The 17,293-nt window shown below is 61.6% G+C and carries 12 protein-coding genes; 10 read left to right on the top strand and 2 right to left on the bottom strand.

Features of this window, described 5'->3' with window-relative positions:
• Positions 1 to 20: 20 nt before the first annotated feature.
• From J3P85_RS12070 to J3P85_RS12040, 7 genes are all read left to right on the top strand, one after another.
• Positions 21 to 374 (top strand): DUF2934 domain-containing protein, encoded by a 354-nt coding sequence (locus tag J3P85_RS12070; RefSeq protein WP_434705965.1) that lies wholly within the window; start codon positions 21 to 23, stop codon positions 372 to 374.
• A 230-nt stretch (positions 375 to 604) separates the two neighbouring features.
• Entirely contained in the window at positions 605 to 2,764 is a 2,160-nt protein-coding gene (gene glgX, locus J3P85_RS12065; protein WP_434705964.1) for a glycogen debranching protein GlgX, read from the top strand.
• A 248-nt stretch (positions 2,765 to 3,012) separates the two neighbouring features.
• Complete coding sequence (locus tag J3P85_RS12060; protein ID WP_434705963.1) at positions 3,013 to 3,777, top strand: PIG-L deacetylase family protein; 765 nt, start codon at positions 3,013 to 3,015, stop codon at positions 3,775 to 3,777.
• A 369-nt stretch (positions 3,778 to 4,146) separates the two neighbouring features.
• The gene (locus tag J3P85_RS12055) at positions 4,147 to 4,947 is read left to right on the top strand and encodes an endonuclease/exonuclease/phosphatase family protein (RefSeq protein ID WP_434705962.1); all 801 of its coding nucleotides are present in this window, start codon (positions 4,147 to 4,149) and stop codon (positions 4,945 to 4,947) included.
• Positions 4,948 to 5,128: 181 nt separating this feature from the next.
• Positions 5,129 to 7,588, top strand: coding sequence for an autotransporter outer membrane beta-barrel domain-containing protein (locus J3P85_RS12050; RefSeq protein WP_434705961.1), 2,460 nt, complete (start codon positions 5,129 to 5,131; stop codon positions 7,586 to 7,588).
• 295 nt (positions 7,589 to 7,883) lie between these two features.
• Positions 7,884 to 8,798, top strand: coding sequence for an autotransporter domain-containing protein (locus J3P85_RS12045; protein WP_434705960.1), 915 nt, complete (start codon positions 7,884 to 7,886; stop codon positions 8,796 to 8,798).
• 231 nt (positions 8,799 to 9,029) lie between these two features.
• Positions 9,030 to 10,655, top strand: a complete 1,626-nt coding sequence (locus J3P85_RS12040; RefSeq protein WP_434705959.1) for an NADP-dependent glyceraldehyde-3-phosphate dehydrogenase — start codon at positions 9,030 to 9,032, stop codon at positions 10,653 to 10,655.
• Positions 10,656 to 10,673: 18 nt separating this feature from the next.
• Here J3P85_RS12040 and J3P85_RS12035 read toward each other — a convergent pair whose 3' ends face one another.
• Complete coding sequence (locus J3P85_RS12035; RefSeq protein ID WP_434705958.1) at positions 10,674 to 11,567, bottom strand: DMT family transporter; 894 nt, start codon at positions 11,565 to 11,567, stop codon at positions 10,674 to 10,676.
• A 134-nt stretch (positions 11,568 to 11,701) separates the two neighbouring features.
• Between J3P85_RS12035 and J3P85_RS12030 the strand changes: the two genes are divergently transcribed.
• Positions 11,702 to 12,139: an Lrp/AsnC family transcriptional regulator gene (locus J3P85_RS12030; protein ID WP_003202176.1), complete on the top strand. Its 438-nt coding sequence runs from the start codon at positions 11,702 to 11,704 to the stop codon at positions 12,137 to 12,139.
• Positions 12,140 to 12,303: 164 nt separating this feature from the next.
• Here the strand turns inward: J3P85_RS12030 and J3P85_RS12025 are convergent, their stop codons facing one another.
• Positions 12,304 to 13,653, bottom strand: a complete 1,350-nt coding sequence (locus tag J3P85_RS12025; RefSeq protein WP_434705957.1) for a hypothetical protein — start codon at positions 13,651 to 13,653, stop codon at positions 12,304 to 12,306.
• Between the two features lie 621 nt (positions 13,654 to 14,274).
• On the opposite strand from J3P85_RS12025, the gene J3P85_RS12020 reads away from it, so the two are divergent.
• Positions 14,275 to 15,732 carry an efflux transporter outer membrane subunit gene (locus tag J3P85_RS12020; RefSeq protein WP_434705956.1) on the top strand — a complete coding sequence of 486 codons (1,458 nt, stop codon included), beginning with the start codon at positions 14,275 to 14,277 and terminating at the stop codon, positions 15,730 to 15,732.
• Positions 15,729 to 17,291, top strand: a complete 1,563-nt coding sequence (locus J3P85_RS12015; RefSeq protein ID WP_434705955.1) for an MFS transporter — start codon at positions 15,729 to 15,731, stop codon at positions 17,289 to 17,291. Before J3P85_RS12020 ends, J3P85_RS12015 begins: the two co-directional genes overlap by 4 nt.
• The last annotated feature ends 2 nt before the right edge of the window (positions 17,292 to 17,293 follow it).

The following is a 17,293-nucleotide window of genomic DNA, read 5'->3' as shown; positions in this document are numbered from 1 at the left end:
GTTGAATCAGGAGCACTGCGATGAGTACCGACGATAAACGCATTCGTGAATTCGCCTATCAGATCTGGGAGTCCGAGGGTAAGCCCACCGGGCAGGAAAAACGCCACTGGGAGATGGCGCGCAAGCTCGCCGAAGCCGAAGCGCTGGCGCCGAGCAAGCCACCCAAGGCCGCGAGCAAATCGGCGGCCAGCAAGACCGACGGCGCCAAACCTGCTACCGCCAAGAGCACCACGGCCAAGACTGCCGCGAAGAACACCACGCCCAAGGTCAAGCCAGCGGCCAAGCCTTCCGCGGCGACTACGGCGACAGTGCCACCGGTCAATAAAGCCGCCGACAAGAAGCCGCGGGCACCGCGCAAGCCGCCGGCGGTTTGATTCGTTCTATCGGTCTCCTCGCTGGGTGGGAGCAAAGCTTGCTCGCGAAACAGGCACCCGTATGCCTGAAGGAACGCGTTGCTTGATCGCGGGCAAGCCTTGCTCCCACAGAGAAGCCACTTTTTGTCCCACATAACGGGATAAATCCCCTCGCCACAGGTGAAGGGTGGAACCTATCCCGCTCTAACGAATCGCATCGCTGTATCTGTCTGTTTTTTGCAGGAGCAACTATGACCCGTCCAAACAAAACCACGCCGCCGCCCGTTATCGAGGCTTCGCGGATTCGTGAAGGGCTGCCTTTTCCACTGGGGGCAACCTGGGATGGCCTCGGGGTCAATTTCGCGCTGTTTTCAGCCAATGCCACCAAGGTTGAACTGTGCATTTTCGACGATGCCGGCGAAGTCGAACTCGAACGCATCGAACTGCCGGAATACACCGACGAGATTTACCACGGTTATCTGCCGGACGCCCATCCGGGATTGATCTATGGCTACCGGGTCTATGGCCCATACGATCCGGAGAATGGCCATCGCTTCAACCCGAACAAACTGCTGATCGACCCCTACGCCAAGCAACTGGTCGGCCAATTGAAGTGGTCCGAAGCCTTGTTCGGCTACACCATCGGCCACCCCGATGGCGACCTCAGTTTCGATGAGCGAGACAGCGCCCCGTTCGTTCCCAAATGTAAAGTCATCGACCCCGCGCACACCTGGGGTCACGACCACCGCGTCAGCGTGCCGTGGGACAAGACCATCCTGTATGAAACCCACGTACGCGGCCTCACCATGCGTCATCCTTCGGTGCCTGAAAACGTGCGCGGTACCTTCGCCGGGTTGATGGTCGACGATGTGCTGGAGCATATCCGCAAGCTCGGGGTTTCCTCGGTGGAGCTACTGCCCATCCATGCCTTCGTCAACGACCAGCATTTGCTGCACAAAGGCATGACCAACTACTGGGGCTATAACAGCATTGCCTTCTTCGCGCCCGACCCGCGCTACCTGGCCAGTGGCAAGATCGCCGAGTTCAAGGAAATGGTCGCCCACCTGCACGAGGCCAACCTGGAAGTCATCCTCGACGTGGTCTACAACCACACCGCCGAGGGCAACGAACAGGGGCCCACCCTGTCCATGCGCGGCATCGATAACGCCTCGTACTACCGGCTGATGCCCGACGACAAACGCTACTACATCAACGACTCCGGTACCGGCAACACCTTGGACCTGAGCCATCCCTGCGTCTTGCAGATGGTCACCGACTCCCTGCGTTACTGGGCCACGGAAATGCATGTCGATGGCTTCCGCTTCGACCTGGCGACGATCTTGGGCCGTTACCATGATGGCTTCGACGAGCGCCACAGCTTCCTCGTCGCCTGCCGCCAGGACCCGGTGCTGCGCCAGGTGAAAATGATCGCCGAGCCCTGGGACTGCGGCCCGGGGGGCTATCAGGTAGGGCGCTTCCCGCCGGGCTGGGTCGAGTGGAACGACAAGTTCCGCGACACGGTACGGGCGTTCTGGAAAGGTGACGACGGCCAGCTCGCCGACTTCGCCAGCCGAATGACCGCTTCTGGCGAGATGTTCAACCAGCGTGGCCGGCGCCCGTACGCCTCGGTGAACTTTGTCACTGCTCACGACGGTTTCACCTTGCATGACCTGGTGTCGTACAACGACAAGCACAACGAAGCCAACGACGAAAACAACCAGGACGGCAGCAATAACAATCTGTCCTGGAACCATGGCGTCGAAGGCCCGACGGATGACCCTGAGATCAACGCGCTGCGCCATCGGCAGATGCGCAACTTCTTCGCCACCCTGCTGCTGGCCCAAGGCACGCCGATGATCGTCGCTGGCGACGAGTTCGCCCGTACCCAGCACGGCAACAATAATGCCTATTGCCAGGACAGCGAGATCGGCTGGGTCAATTGGGACCTGAGCGAGGATGGCGCGGCGCTGCTCAAATTCGTCAAGCGCCTGATCAAGTTGCGCCTGACCTACCCGATCCTGCGTCGTGGACGCTTCCTGGTGGGCAACTACAACGAGGACATCGGCGTCAAGGACGTGACCTGGTTGGCCCCGGACGGCAGCGAAATGACCATCGAGCAGTGGCAGGACAGCCATGGCCGCTGCCTGGGCATGCTGATGGACGGCCGCGCCCAGGAAACCGGCATTCGGCGCAAGGGTGGCGATGCGACGCTGCTGCTGGTGGTCAACGCACACCATGACATCGTCAACTTCCGCTTGCCGGAAGTCCCTGAAGGCAGTTTCTGGACTTGCATGGTCGACACCAACCAGCCCAACGTTCGTGGACAGGAGCGCTTCGATTTCGAATCCGAGTATTCCGTCACCGGACGCTCGCTGCTGCTGTTCGAGCTGCAACGCGAAGAAGAGGATTGAACGATTCGCAGTTAACCTAATGGGGCCGCAAGGATGCGGTTTTTCCCTTCAAACCGTCCAGTTAGCCGAAAAAAAACCAGTTCAGATACACATGTCACGAGACGAATGGGCTGACATGGTCAATACTTCCCCCGTGGTAGTCTCCAGGATTCGGAGCGCCGTGAATCGCAGCCATGCCCACATCGGTGCCACCGGACAGTAGGCCCGGTGCATGACTGAAAGATTGAACACCCACAAGGATGTCACTTATGAAGCCCGCCTCTCGCCTGCCTGGCCGGCAGCACCCGCAAATCTGGAACAGTGCTGCGCAACTGGCCGATATTCCGATCATCAGTACCCAGACGCTCATTCCCGCCGGTGCCCGCGCCGTCATTCTCGCCCCCCACCCGGGCGATGAGGTAGGGGCCTGTGGCGGCTTGCTGCAGTTGCTGAGCAACCTCGAACAGCCCATGTTGCTGGTTTCGGTCACCGATGGCGCCCTGGCCCACCCCGGCTCACCCTTGTGGACCGACGAGCGCCTGCGTACGCACCGCCCTCATCCCCAGGAAAGCGTCGACGCCCTGCACCGCCTGGGCATCGACGCCCATGGCCTGCAATGGGTGCGCGGCGGTTTTCCGGAAAAAGACCTCGAGGAACACGAAGCTGAACTGGCCACCTTCATTGCGCGACACCTGCGCCCCGGCGACGTGGTGTTCAGCACCTGGCGCCAGGATGGCGACAGCGACCACGACACCGTAGGACGCGCCGGAGCCTTGGCCGCCGACAGGATCGGGGTGGCGTTCAACGAACTGCCGGTGTGGGCCTGGCACTGGCCGGTCCGCGAGCAGAATAAAATCCCCTGGCACCGGGCTCGCAAGCTGCGCCTAGACGTCTGGACTACCGCCCGCAAGCGTCACGCCATGCACGCCTACGTCAGCCAACTCAGCGGCGAACCGGCGAGCGGCATCGCCCCACTGTTGCCCAGGGTCATCCTTGACCGGATGGGTTTGCCGTATGAGATTGTCTTTATCTGAACACACCTTTGTGAAAGCAGGCCCACCGCTTTCGCGAGCAGGCTCGCTCCCACAGTGTTTACCGCTGGGCGTGATGGCTTGAACGCTTTTGTGGCGAGGGAGCTTGCTCCCGCTCGGCTGCGCAGCAGCCGCAAAACCGGACGATACGGTCTGCCTGAAGGAATGCTGGGGCCTGCTTCGCAGGCCAGCGGGAGCAAGCTCCCTCGCCACAAGAGCGGTGTGTTGGTTGGAATGATCAGGAGTGAACAGCAGAAAAAACTGTGGGAGCGAGCTTGCTCGCGATGGCGATCAGCAAGGATATGAAAAATCCGGAACTGCCGGTGCCTTGGGTCAGTCGCATGAACAAGTACGTCTGATTCAGGAGCGAACGTGACTCAAGACCCCGATAGGCGAGCCGTCGAACCCATGCCATCGGACGCGCCTGCGACGGTTCATCGGCTGCGGGTCCTGACGGTCAACACCCACAAGGGCTTCACCGCCCTCAACCGGCGCTTCATCCTGCCCGAATTGCGCGAAGCGGTGCGCAGTACCGGTGCCGACCTGGTGTTCCTGCAAGAGGTACTGGGCGAACATGACCGCCATGCGTCACGCTACGACAACTGGCCCCAGACGTCCCAGTACGAATTCCTCGCCGACAGCATGTGGAGCGACTTCGCCTACGGCCGTAATGCGGTCTACCCCGATGGCCACCATGGCAACGCCCTGCTCTCCAAATACCCGATCCGCCAGTTCCGCAATCTCGACGTGTCCATCACCGGCCCGGAGCGGCGCGGGTTATTGCATTGCGTGCTGGATGTGCCGGGCCACGCCGAGGTCCATGGCATCTGTGTGCATTTGAGCCTGTTGGAAAGCCATCGCCAATTGCAACTCAAACTGCTCTGCCAACTGCTCGACTCACTGCCCGAGGATGCGCCGGTGATCATCGCCGGTGACTTCAACGACTGGCAACTGCGCGGCAACCTCGCCCTCGCTCGTCGTGGTTACCTGCACGAAGCCTTCGAGCATCACCTCGGCCGTCCCGCCAGGACTTACCCGGCTCGCTTCCCGCTGTTGCGCCTGGACCGCGTCTACCTGCGCAACGCCACCAGCCATTCCCCGCAAATACTGGGCAATAGACCCTGGACCCACCTGAGCGACCACCTGCCCCTTTCGGTGGAAGTGCACTTGTAGAACGGGCTCTCCCTCACGCTTTCTGCGCATTGACCTGTAAGTTCTGACAGTAGCGACGGCCTTTATTCGTTGCTAGGGTGCCATTCCATACAGCGAGCGTTGCCAGGCCCTGTGTGCCATCTGTTGTGCAACCAATGCTGGAACCGGTGTCCATGGGGATGCCGATGCAGAGGGATAGCACATGAATCGGCACGATAAAGGATTCAATTGGTTGTTCAACGCGTTGTGGGTATCGGCTCCCGTCCTGTTTTCCGCACCCGCTGCCATGGCGGCCTGTACGCTCACGCCCACCGCAGGTGATGATGCCTATGTCTGCGACAGCGGCACCAGCCCTGGGTTGACGGACCTTTCGGGTAACAACAGCCTGACCCTGCCGGCCAATGGCAGCGGCGTCATTACCGGCGACGTCACGTTCGGCGCCGGCGTCGACAGCCTCGTGATCAACGCCAACGGGGTGATCGACGGTGATGTCCAGCAAGGCTCCGGCATTGATGATTTCATCATGAACGGTGGCAGCATCCTGTCCTTGGCCCAAGGTGATGGCCTCGATACGTTCCTGATGACCGGCGGGACCATCGTCGGTGCATTCGAAGATGGCGACGAAGCCAAAATGACGGGGGGCACCATCGGCCGGGTCGACATGAAACTTGATGACAACGTTTTCGATATGTCCGGCGGCGAGATTCTCGGCAACCTGGTAACCGGCTTTGGCCAAGACACCATTATTCTTTCCGGAGGGCGCATTGGTGGCAACGTAAGTGTCAGCGGCGGCGACGACCGCGTCACCGTGATCGGCGGCGAAATTGTCGGCGAGGTCCGAACCAGTTTTGGCAATGATCAGTTGCAGTGGGGTGGCGGCGTCATTCGCTCTGCCATTTTGATGGGCGAAGGCAACGACACGGCATCCCTGAACAACCTCGATGAGGCCCTTCTCTCCACCACGCCCAGTCTGAACGGTGGGTTGGGCCAGGACGTCTTGACCTTCAGTGGCAGCACCTCCAGCACCGGCGCCCGTTACCTCAACTGGGAAACGGTCAATCTCACCCAAGGCTCGCAACTAGACCTCATCGACACACTGACCTTGGGTGACAGCGCCACCACCACCGGGACGCTCAACATCGAAAGCGGCAGCACGCTGACAGCGACCCAAGGCATCATTGCCCCTTTCACGGCCGGTCAACTGGCGACGCTCAATAACGCCGGCGCGATAGACCTTACCCAGGGCAACACCCGCACCAACGATACCCTCACCGTTCAAGGCAACTACGTCGGCAACAGTGGTCAGTTACGCCTGCAAACGGTACTGGGGGCCGACGACTCGCCCAGTGACAAACTGGTGGTCATTGGCGGCGCACTCTCCGGCAGTACCGCCATCACGGTCACGAACCTGGGCGGCACAGGCGGATTAACGACCCAGGACGGCATCGAATTGGTCCAGGCCCAGGGCGGCGCGGTCAGTGACATCAATGCTTTTTCCCTGGCGCAGTCCGTCTCGGCCGGTGCGTTCGACTACCGTCTGTTCAAGGGTGGCGTGACCGGAAATGAAAATAACTGGTACCTGCGCTCCACCGTGGTCGCCGGACCGGTACCAGCCCCGATCCCGACGACGCCTCCCGCGCCGGGCGCGCCACCCGTCCCGACGTTACCGCCCTTGCCAACCGCGGTGCCCGGCGCGGCGCCCATCCCGCTGTATCGCCCGGAAGTGCCGACCTGGTCGGTGCTGCCTCCGGCAGCGGCGCAACTGACGCTGATGGCCCTCGGCACCTTCCATGACCGCCAGGGTGACCAGCGCCTGCTCACGGAAACCGGCGCGTTCGGCGCGGGCTGGGGCCGGGTCTATGGCACAGATCTGAATAAAGCCTGGGCTGGCACGGTGGCGCCGAAGTTCGATGGCTCGATCAAAGGGTTCCAGGTGGGCAACGATCTGTACAGCTCGCTCCTGTCTGGCGGCCAGACCCAGCGCATTGGCTTCTTCGTCGGTCATGCGGAACTGAACGGCGATGTAAAAGGCTTCAACCTGGGTTTCAAAGACCGGCACGCCGGCAAGATCGAACTCGACGGCGACAGCTACGGGCTCTACTGGACGCTCATCGATCCCAGCGGCGGCTACTTCGACGCCGTGTTGATGGGCACGCGACTGAACGGCGACAACCGTTCCGAACGCGGCTTGAAGATCGACAATCGAGGACATGCCCTGACCGTTTCGGCGGAAGCCGGCTATCCCTTTGCGGTGACCTCCGACTGGGTGTTCGAACCCCAGGCCCAGATCATCCACCAGAAGGTTTCCCTGGATACGCAAGACGATGGGGTTTCCAAGGTCGAATTCGATTCCGACGGTGCCTGGACCGGGCGTCTCGGCGCTCGCCTCAAGGGTCGCTACCAGGTGAGCGGCATGCCCGTGGAACCGTACTTGCGCGCCAACCTCTGGCACACCTTTTCCGGCACCGATTCGGTGACCTTCGACGATACCGAGCGGGTCGAAACCCAACAGCGCGCCTCCACCGCAGACTTGGGTGTTGGCGTCATCCTGAGCCTGGCACCCGCGGTCAATGTTTACGCGGCTGTTGACTACAGCAACAACCTTGACAGCAACCAGCAACGGAGTACGAGTGGCAATATCGGTGTACGAATCAGCTGGTAGGCAGTCGCCGCGACGGAGCTTTGACGCCGAAACAGCTACCTCAATACCCAATTGAAATCAGCGTGTTATTGACGCTGATTTCATCTTGCCATTCGTCGTTCATTTTCTTGACGCACCGCCATCAGTCTTCTTGACTACACCGTACTACCCCCGGAAACACAGTCAGGGGCAGGCCTCTGGAACCCGCCGAGACGGGCCGCCAGAGGCTTGCCCCAATCCATTCGGTCGCCCCTCATTCGGGGTAGGAGAGACGCCAAAAAAGCGAGAAACGCATGCGATTGCAAGGCAGGCCCCCATGAAAACCTCCCACCGTCCGCAAGAACTCACCACTACTCTTCATACCGTCTCGACGTCGTTGCTGCTGCTTTCATCCATGGAGGTACAGGCCTGGCCTGCCGAGGAGACGACGCAGCCCTGGTATGGCCGAGCACCGTCTACCCACCTCGATAACGCACACTTTGCAAGCGAGCCGACTTCCGGCAAGAGCCCCGCCCTGTTCACCTTACGAAACGACAGCGGCCATACCCAGCGCATGGGGCTGATCAGCGGACAAAACCAGATCATTTCAACCGGCGGTGGCCTGCTAGTGATGCCCGCACTGGCCGAACCGGGTACAGATGCCCTCAACCTGAAAGGTTCGAGCCTCGGCGCCTATTGGAGCCTGACCGGCCCAGCGGGCTGGCACGTCGACCTGAGCGCCAGCGGCGGCCGGGTCAGCGGCTACAGCCGCACCGAACAAGGCCAGCGCCAGGCCGCCGAAGGCCATGCGATGACGCTGTCGGTCGAAGGTGGTTTTCCTATCGGGATCAGCACCCACTGGGTGGTCGAACCCCAGGCGCAACTGATCAACCAGCGCGTCACCCTGGACACGTCGAACGCCGAAAGCGGCTCCGGCGATGAACTGAGCAGTTGGAGTGGCCGTGTTGGCGCACGGCTGAAAGGGACCTATCAGGTCAACGGTCTCGGCGTGGAACCTTACGTTCGAACCAACCTGTGGCACACCGTCCAGAGCGCCGGTACCGTATCCCTGGACAAGGTCGACAAGATCAGCAGCAGCCGAAAATCCTCCACTGTCGAAGTCGGCCTGGGGCTGGTGGCTCGGGTCACGCCGGCGGTCAGCCTGTATGTCAGCGCCGATTACAGCAGCGACGTCGATGACAACGACCTCAACGGCATCATTACCAGCATGGGGGTGCGGATGCGTTGGTGATCTCGACGCTGTGGTCGATGATTCCGTGATCTGAGATTGCTCCCGTGCGCGCAAACAAGGGCTGCTGCGCAGCCCAGCGGGAGCAAGCTCCCTCGCCACGGTCCATTGACAGCTCCGCCCCTCTGCCCCCAAGGCACTTAAAAAACACCTCCATTAAGGCGTATAACGCTAAAAACGTTTTATCCCTGCTAGCCGTCCGACCCTGGCTCATTTCATTGATGGAGTAACGACATGACCACAGCCCCCTTCCTCGCCAACCTGTTCCCCAGTGCCGCCGACATCCCCGACGCCTACCGCCTCGAAGGCCGGATCGAGCAGCGCGAATACCTGGTCGACGGCGTCCTGAAAACCTGGCAAGGGCCGCTGGCCGTCGTCCGCAGCCCCGTCTACCTGACCGGCGAGCTGGGCGATGAGCAAGTGATCCTCGGCAGCACGCCACTGCTGGACGCCGAGACCGCCCTCACGGCCCTGGACGCCGCCGTCCGGGCTTACGATCGCGGCCAGGGCCAGTGGCCGACGATGCGCGTCGCCGAGCGTATCCGCCACGTGGAAACCTTCCTGGCGCGCATGCGCGAGCAGCGCGAGGCCGTGGTCAAGTTGCTGATGTGGGAGATCGGCAAGAACCTCAAGGATTCCCAGAAGGAATTCGACCGCACCTGCGATTACATCGTCGACACCATCAACGCCCTCAAGGAACTGGACCGTCGCTCCAGCCGTTTCGAACTGGAACAGGACACCCTCGGGCAGATCCGCCGCGTGCCCCTGGGCGTGGCGTTATGCATGGGGCCCTACAACTATCCGCTGAACGAAACCTTCACCACGCTGATTCCGGCCTTGATCATGGGCAACACCGTGGTGTTCAAGCCGGCCAAGCTCGGCGTCCTGCTGGTGCGGCCGCTGCTGGAAGCCTTCCGCGACAGCTTCCCGGCGGGCGTGATCAACGTGATCTACGGCAGCGGCCGGGAAACCGTCAGCGCGCTGATGGCCAGCGGCAAGATCGATATCTTCGCCTTCATCGGCACCAACAAGGCGGCCAGTGACCTGAAGAAACTCCACCCGCGTCCGCACCGCCTGCGTGCCGCCCTGGGGCTGGATGCGAAGAACCCGGGGCTGGTGCTGCCGGACGTGGACCTGGATAACGCCGTCAGCGAGGCGTTGACCGGCTCGCTGTCCTTCAACGGCCAGCGCTGCACGGCGCTGAAAATCCTGTTTGTCCATGAAGACGTGGCACCCGCATTCATCGAGAAATTCAACGCCAAGCTCGCCAGCCTCAAACCCGGCATGCCCTGGGAAGACGGTGTGGCGCTGACGCCGTTGCCCGAAGCGGGCAAGGTCGACTACCTGCATGCGCTGGTCGCCGATGCGGTTGCCAAAGGTGCCGAAGTGAAGAATGCCCACGGTGGCGAATCGCGAGGCTCGTTTTTCTATCCGGCGGTGCTGTACCCGGTGAACACGGCGATGCGGGTCTACCACGAAGAACAGTTCGGCCCCGTCGTGCCCATCGTGCCGTACCGCGACCTCAATACCGTGGTCGATTACGTACTGGAGTCCGATTTCGGCCAGCAGCTCAGCATCTTCGGCACTAACCCGGCACAAGTCGGCAAGCTGGTGGACACCTTCGCCAACCAGGTCGGGCGCATCAACATCAACGCCCAGTGCCAGCGTGGCCCGGACACGTTCCCGTTCAATGGCCGGAAGAACTCGGCCGAGGGCACCTTGTCCGTCCACGATGCGCTGCGCACCTTTTCCATTCGCACGCTGGTGGCCACCAAGTTCCAGGAAAACAACAAGGCGTTGATCAGCGACATTATCCGTGAGCGGGATTCCAACTTCCTGACCACGGACTACATCTTCTGATCACGCCCAAACGACGGGCTACGACAGGGCTGGGCGACGCCACTTGATACCCCAGCCCTGTTGCATGCCAGCGGCCGACAGCAGGATCGCCGCCACCCCCAGCCATTGCAGCGGTTCGAGGCGATGGCCGAAGGCGAACCAGTCGACGAAGATCGCCGCGATCGGATAGATGAACGACAACGCTCCGGTCAATGCGGTCGGCAACCGCTGAATGGCGCTGTACAGCAGCACGTACATCACGCCGGTGTGCACCATGCCCAGGGTCAACAGGCTGGCCCAGGCCTGGGCACCTTGTGGCAAGGCCGAGAAATTCGCCCAGGGTGCCAACAGCAACACGCCGGTGCTGACCTGGATCAGCGCGATCAGATGGGGTGGCGTGCCGGTCAGGCGCTTGATGATCAAGGCCGCGATGGCGTACAGCAACGCGGCCCCCAGTGCCAATGCGATGCCCAGCAGATAGTCACCGCCGCCCTGCCCCTGCTCACCATGGGCACTGACGATGGCCAGCATTCCGAGAAACGACACCGCCAGCCAGAACAGTTTTTGCGCGGTGATTTTCTCCCCCAGGAACAACGCCGCCAGCCCTACCAGCATGAACGGCTGGACGTTGTACACCGCCGTGCCGATGGCTATCGACGCACGGGAGTAAGAGGCAAACAACAACACCCAGTTACCGACGATCGCCACGCCACTGAGCACCGCCAGCAGGAACGTGGTACGGGTGAGGATGCCGGGGCGCAAAAAGCCAAAACCGGCGCAGATCAACAACAAGGTCACGGCGCCGAACACGCAGCGCCAGAACACTACATCCAGTACAGGCAGGCCGGAAACCAGTACGAACCAACCGATGGTTCCGGAAATCAGCATGGCGGCGGTCATTTCCAGCGAACCGCGGCGTAAGGTCTTGTCCATCTTCAGGCTCCTTCAGCAAGTGGGCACAGTATGCCGAGCAGGCCGGGGCCTTCTCCATGGCTTGAAAAAGGCTAAACTGCGTTTCGGCCTTTTTTATCAAGGCAACTTTCTGCATTTGCCTAACGGAGCTGAAAATGACTGACGACATTGACCAGATCCTCATCAGCGCCCTGATGGAAGATTCCCGGCGCTCGCTCAAGGCCTTGGCCAACCTCAGCGGCCTGTCCTCCCCCAGTGTCGCCGAGCGCCTTCGTCGGCTCGAAGAACGCGGGGTGCTCAGGGGCTACACCGTCGAGGTGGACCCAAAGTGCTTCGGCTATCAACTCCAGGCCATCGTGCGGATCCGCCCGCTGCCGGGACAGTTGCAGGAAGTGGAGCGGCAGATCCAGGCCATCGCTGAATTCACCGAATGCGACAAGGTTACCGGCGACGACTGCTTCATCGCGCGCCTGCACGTGCGCTCAATGGAACAGTTGGATACGTTGCTGGACAAGCTCAATGTCCATGCCGAGACCAATACCGCCATCGTCAAGAAAACACCGGTCAAGCGGCGGTTGCCACCGATGGCGTAGGTATCCGCCTGGTTTTGAGCCCCTGTGGGAGCGAGCTTGCTCGCGATAGCGGTGGCTCAGTCACATGGATGTTGGGCCTGCCGGCCTCTTCGCGAGCAAGCTCGCTCCCACAGGGGAATGCAGATTTGACCCGGCCTCGGCGCTTGTCCGAGGCCGGGAGCATGCTACTCGAGCTCTTCCAGTTCAGGGCTGCGCTGAACTTTGAACACCTCTTGTGCAGGCGCATCACTGGCCTTCATCAGGTTAAGCATTTTTACGTTGGTACACGCATTCTTGCCGTCCGCGTAGATGCCGCTGTGGTTGCATTTCCAGTCATAGAAGTTGGCCAGGGCGCCGGACAGTTGCAGGCTGTAGTCCGTGCTTTGGGCCTTGGGCGAAAAAGGCTGTCCGGCCGGGATGTTCTGGAACCATTTCATCCACTCATCGCTGCCCACCGCTGGCGGGTTGGCTTGGAAGGTCGGATTCATTGGCGCCAATTGCTGGTACTCGGCTGTCATGTGGCAACTCAGGCAGGACGCCTGGGGGTTGTCCACCGGCCCATTGAGTCGTCCGTTCCAACCCAGGTGAGTCGGTGGCAGCTCCTGGGTGTTGGCGTTGATTGCGGTCTGTTTCAGGGCCGGGTTGATCTTGGTGACCACCGGTTTGGGGTTGGTAAAGTCATTGCCGGTTTCCTGGGGATCATTGCCCCACATGATCCCCACCGGCACCAGGTTGTTCCAGTTCGCCTTGCCGGTCTTGGCACCATTGTATTGGAACGTACCGAACAACCAGCCGGTATCGCTCACGCGGGTGTCGCGCACGGCGATGTCCATCTGAATCAACGCTACCTTGGTGACAGACCGGTTTGTCGAGGTGAAGGTTTCGGTGGTGTAGGCGTTCCAGAGCAATGGGTTCGCGAGGAACGGCACCGTCTTGACGTCTATATCGGCGAACAGCGCCTTGCAGACCACCGTGCCGTTGGCAAAGCTCTTGGGTTTCGAGGTTTGGCTTGGGTCTGGATTATCCGGGTCTTTCCAGACCTGGCCGATGGTGTAGGCGCCTATGTCGTTATAGATACCCACCGCGTAGGTCTGCCCGCTGCCGGTCTGCGTACTTGCCAGTTGCCCGGGCTGAATCGGTGCCTCCTTGGTCAGCCCGCTGATGCCTTCACGACCGTTGGGTCCGTAATGTTGCCAAGGCATGTGATACCACCGGCGAATAGTGTTCTTTTGTACTTTCCAGGCGATTCCAGTATTGCCTTCCAAGCAGTATTTTTTCACTTCCTCCATGTACGGGCGCCAGGTTTCAAAGTCATTGGAGAATGACTTGGGCAAATGTTGGAAGAATCCCGGTATCGAGGATGCGCCCGGGGCCACCGTCGGATAGTCCTGGCTGAGCTGGAACGGTGCTCCGGAGTACTCACTCTTGGGCGGAGCGTAGCCGAAATCGGGGAAGACTCCGGCATGGACGCTAGCGGTGGACAAGGCCCCCGTCAGGGCCAGCCACGCAATGATCTTTCCTTGAGGCTGCTTCATCGATATCTCCTTATAGAGAGACGCCTGCCGTCCCATCGAATGACTGAGCGATGCGCAGGGTCTCCTTCTGTTATCAGGCTTCGGCACAATGCCCAAGCTTGTTCACGGTCCACGCTCAGTGAAGTGACACACCTCCTTGGCACCCAAAAAGTGGGCACGCTCAAACCTGGCTCTGTTAGCCGAATGCGAACGCTATCGAGGGAATGTGGCGAAGACTTCGCGCGGTGATCGATCGATCAGCCGCATGCCGACCTTGGCAATGCAATCCCTTGTCATAGGTGTAGATCATTTATTCAAAGGTGCCATCATGTTTCAGGCTTTTTGCGGGCCTTTGGCCACAATGCTGAATCGCGGATAGACCCGTACTCCGCTCCCATAGAAGGAACGCGGTCACCCCGAACCAGGCCGGTTATGTAGGGGGCAACCACCCTTACTGGCCCAAACACATACCCTCGTATACATACCCCCCACCGAGGTATGACTTGGCTGTACCGATGTAGAAGTGCCCTCGCCGCAACCGCTCAATACCATGACCCCACAGCGGACGACTCGCTATCCAGGATCGATCGAGCCCAGGCGCATGCTCGCGCAGCTGCGCTGCAACCTTGTGGGGAACTGCCCATGTCGGCTTTTTTCGAACGACTTCATCGCCGCTTGCCACCCATGGTCGTGCTCACGACACTCGCTCTCACCGGCTGTGCGGTAGGCCCCGACTTCATGACACCCAAGAACGAACTTGGCGCCGCGCAACTGACGCCCCGCCCCGAGCATGGACGCGACGCCTCCCTGCTCCCCGCCGCCGTACCCGGCCAATGGTGGCAACTGTTCAACGACCCGCTGCTCGCCCAACTGCAATCCCGTGCGCAGGCCGGCAACCTTGATTTGCAGGTGGCCGCCGAACGCATCGATCAAAGCCGGGCGCAACTGGGGATTACCGCTTCCCGATTGCTGCCCAGCGTCGGCGCCAATGCCAGTTACGCCCGGGAGGCGCTCAGTGAACATGGCAAGTTCGCCGCGCTGGGCGCCCCGACCGCCCCCAGCAATTTCTGGCAAATGGGTTTCGATGCCAGTTGGGAAATCGATCTGTGGGGCCGGGCCCGCCGCGCGCGCGAAGGTGCGGCGGCAACGCTGGAGGCAACGGTCCATGATCGCGAAGCCGCTCGGGTGGCCCTGTCCGCCGAAGTGGCACGGACCTACCTGCAACTGCGTGGTACCCAGGCGCAACTGGACATCGCCCAACAGAACCTGACGATCGCCGAGCGCACCCTGGGCCTGGCGGAAAGCCGCGAGCGCAATGGCGTGGCGACACGCTTCGAAACCGCCTCCGCACGCGCGCAGCTGGCAACGATCAAGGCCATGCTTCCCGAACTGGCCCAGCGTCGCAATGCCCAGATGAATGCCCTTGCGCTGTTGATGGGCGAACCACCTCGCACACTCGATGCACAGCTGCGCCAAGCCATGCCCCTGCCTTCGCTGCCCGCCCAGGTGCCAGTCGGGGTGCCGTCTGAACTGGCCCAGCGACGTCCCGACATCCTGCGCGCCGAAGCGCAGCTCCACGCCGCGACTGCGGCCATCGGCGTGGCCAAGGCCGACTTCTACCCACGTATCGGCCTGAAAGGACGAATCGGTGTGGAAGCCTTCGACAGCGGCGACCTGGCCAATTGGGACGCGCGCTTCTTTTCCGTCGGGCCCACCGTTTACCTGCCGATCTTCCAGGGCGGTCGTTTGGTACAGCGCCTGGCCTTGAACGAATCACGGCAAAAGACCGCCGCCCTCGCCTATCGGCAAACCGTATTGCGCGCCTGGCACGAAGTGGACGACGCCTTGGATGCCTGGGCCGCGCAACAGCGTCAACACGACGAACTGCTGGTTTCGTATGAGCAGAACCGGCAAGCATTGCACGCGGCCGAACGCGGCTATCAGCAAGGTGCCGCCGATTACCTGAGCGTTCTCACGGCGCAACTGAACCTGCTCGCCAGCCAGACCAGCCTCAATGCCAGCGCCACCAACGCCACGCTGACCGTGGTCAATCTCTATAAGTCCCTGGGTGGCGGCTGGGACCCGGAGCCGCAACCATGAACAGCATCGCGTTGTCGCCCGCCCAGGTCGCACCTCGCGCGGCCCCCTCGGCCACGTCGTCGAAACGCCAGCTGGTCGGTCTGGCCGGGATTTTCCTGGCGGCCATGATGGCGGGGCTGAACACCCGCGTTGGCGCGTTGGCGCTGGCGGACGTGAGAGGCGCGCTGGGCTTTGGCTTGGACGATGCGTCCTGGCTCACCACCGCGTATAGCGCCGGGGAGCTGATCGCCATGCCCTTTGCCGCGTGGTTTGCCCTGACGCTCTCGCTCCGGCGCCTTGAGCTGTGGACGCTCGCCACGTGTATATCGCTGGCGCTGCTCCTGCCTTTCGTCCATGACCTCGATCTGCTCCTGGGCCTGCGTTTTGTGCAAGGCATCGCCAGCGGCACGACGATCCCGTTGCTGATGATGGCGGCCCTGAAATTCCTGCCGCCCCCCATACGGTTATACGGCCTGGCGATGTACGCGATGACCGCGACCTTCGCGCCCAACCTGGCCATTTGGCTGGCGGGGCATTGGACAGACCAACTGCAGGACTGGCGCTGGGTGTATTGGCAGATCGTCCCTCTGGCCCTGATCGCGGCCGGCTTGATCGCCTGGGGGCTGCCACGGGAACCGGTCCAGTTCCCACGCTTTCGCCAGGCCAATTGGGCCGGCATGGCCTGCGGTGTCCCGGCGCTTGGTTTGCTGAGCGTCGCCCTGGATCAAGGCATTCGACTGGATTGGTTTCATTCACCGCTGGTCACTTCGACACTGGTCGCGGGCCTGGCCTTGCTGGCGATCTATCTGTTGACCGAATGGTTTCATCCCTCGCCGTTCATCAAGTTGCAGATCCTGGGGCGTCGCAACCTGGGTCTGGGTTGCATCCTGTTCGTCTCGCTGCTGGTGGTGCTGCTTTCCGGTTCGTTGCTACCGGCCAGTTACCTCGGGCCGCTGCAGGACTATCGCCCGTTGCAGATGGCCGCGATCGGGCTGATCGTCGCACTGCCGCAGTTATTCCTGGGAGCACTGGTGGCGCTGCTGCTGTACCAGAAGTGGGTCGATGCGCGCTTCATGTTCGCGTTGGGATTGTGCCTGATCGCCCTGGCCTGTCTTTGCAGCGCGCAATTGACCAGCGACTGGAACCGCGACCAGTTCGTCGTGGCGCAAACGCTACAGGCCTTTGGACAACCGATGGCCGTGGTGTCGATGCTGTTTTTGATCACCAGCGTGGTGCAGCCAGCCGAGGGCCCGTATGTGTCCGGCACCATCAATACCCTGCGCGCCTTCGGGTCGTTGTTCGGCGCGGCCCTGGTCGGACAGCTCGTGGTCGTGCGCAGCCGCTTCCATGGGGAAATGTTGCTGGACCAGGCGGCCCTGGCCAGCAATGCCCTGGCCTCGGCGCCGCCCCCCTCAGAACTGCTGGGCATCATCAGCCAGCAGTCGCTGGTGTTGTCGATCGCCGATGCCTATCGCGCGTTGGGCCTGCTGGCAGTGCTGCTGATTCCCCTCGTGCTGCGGCTGACCTACATCCCGGCGCCTGCCAGGCAAGCCGCCTCATCCTCATCCTCACATGGGTAATT

This window comes from Pseudomonas sp. Z1-12 (assembly GCF_051132015.1).
GTDB lineage: Bacteria > Pseudomonadota > Gammaproteobacteria > Pseudomonadales > Pseudomonadaceae > Aquipseudomonas > Aquipseudomonas zanjanensis.
Note: the sequence above shows the minus strand (reverse complement) of the source record. Positions and strands in the feature narration are given on the sequence as shown.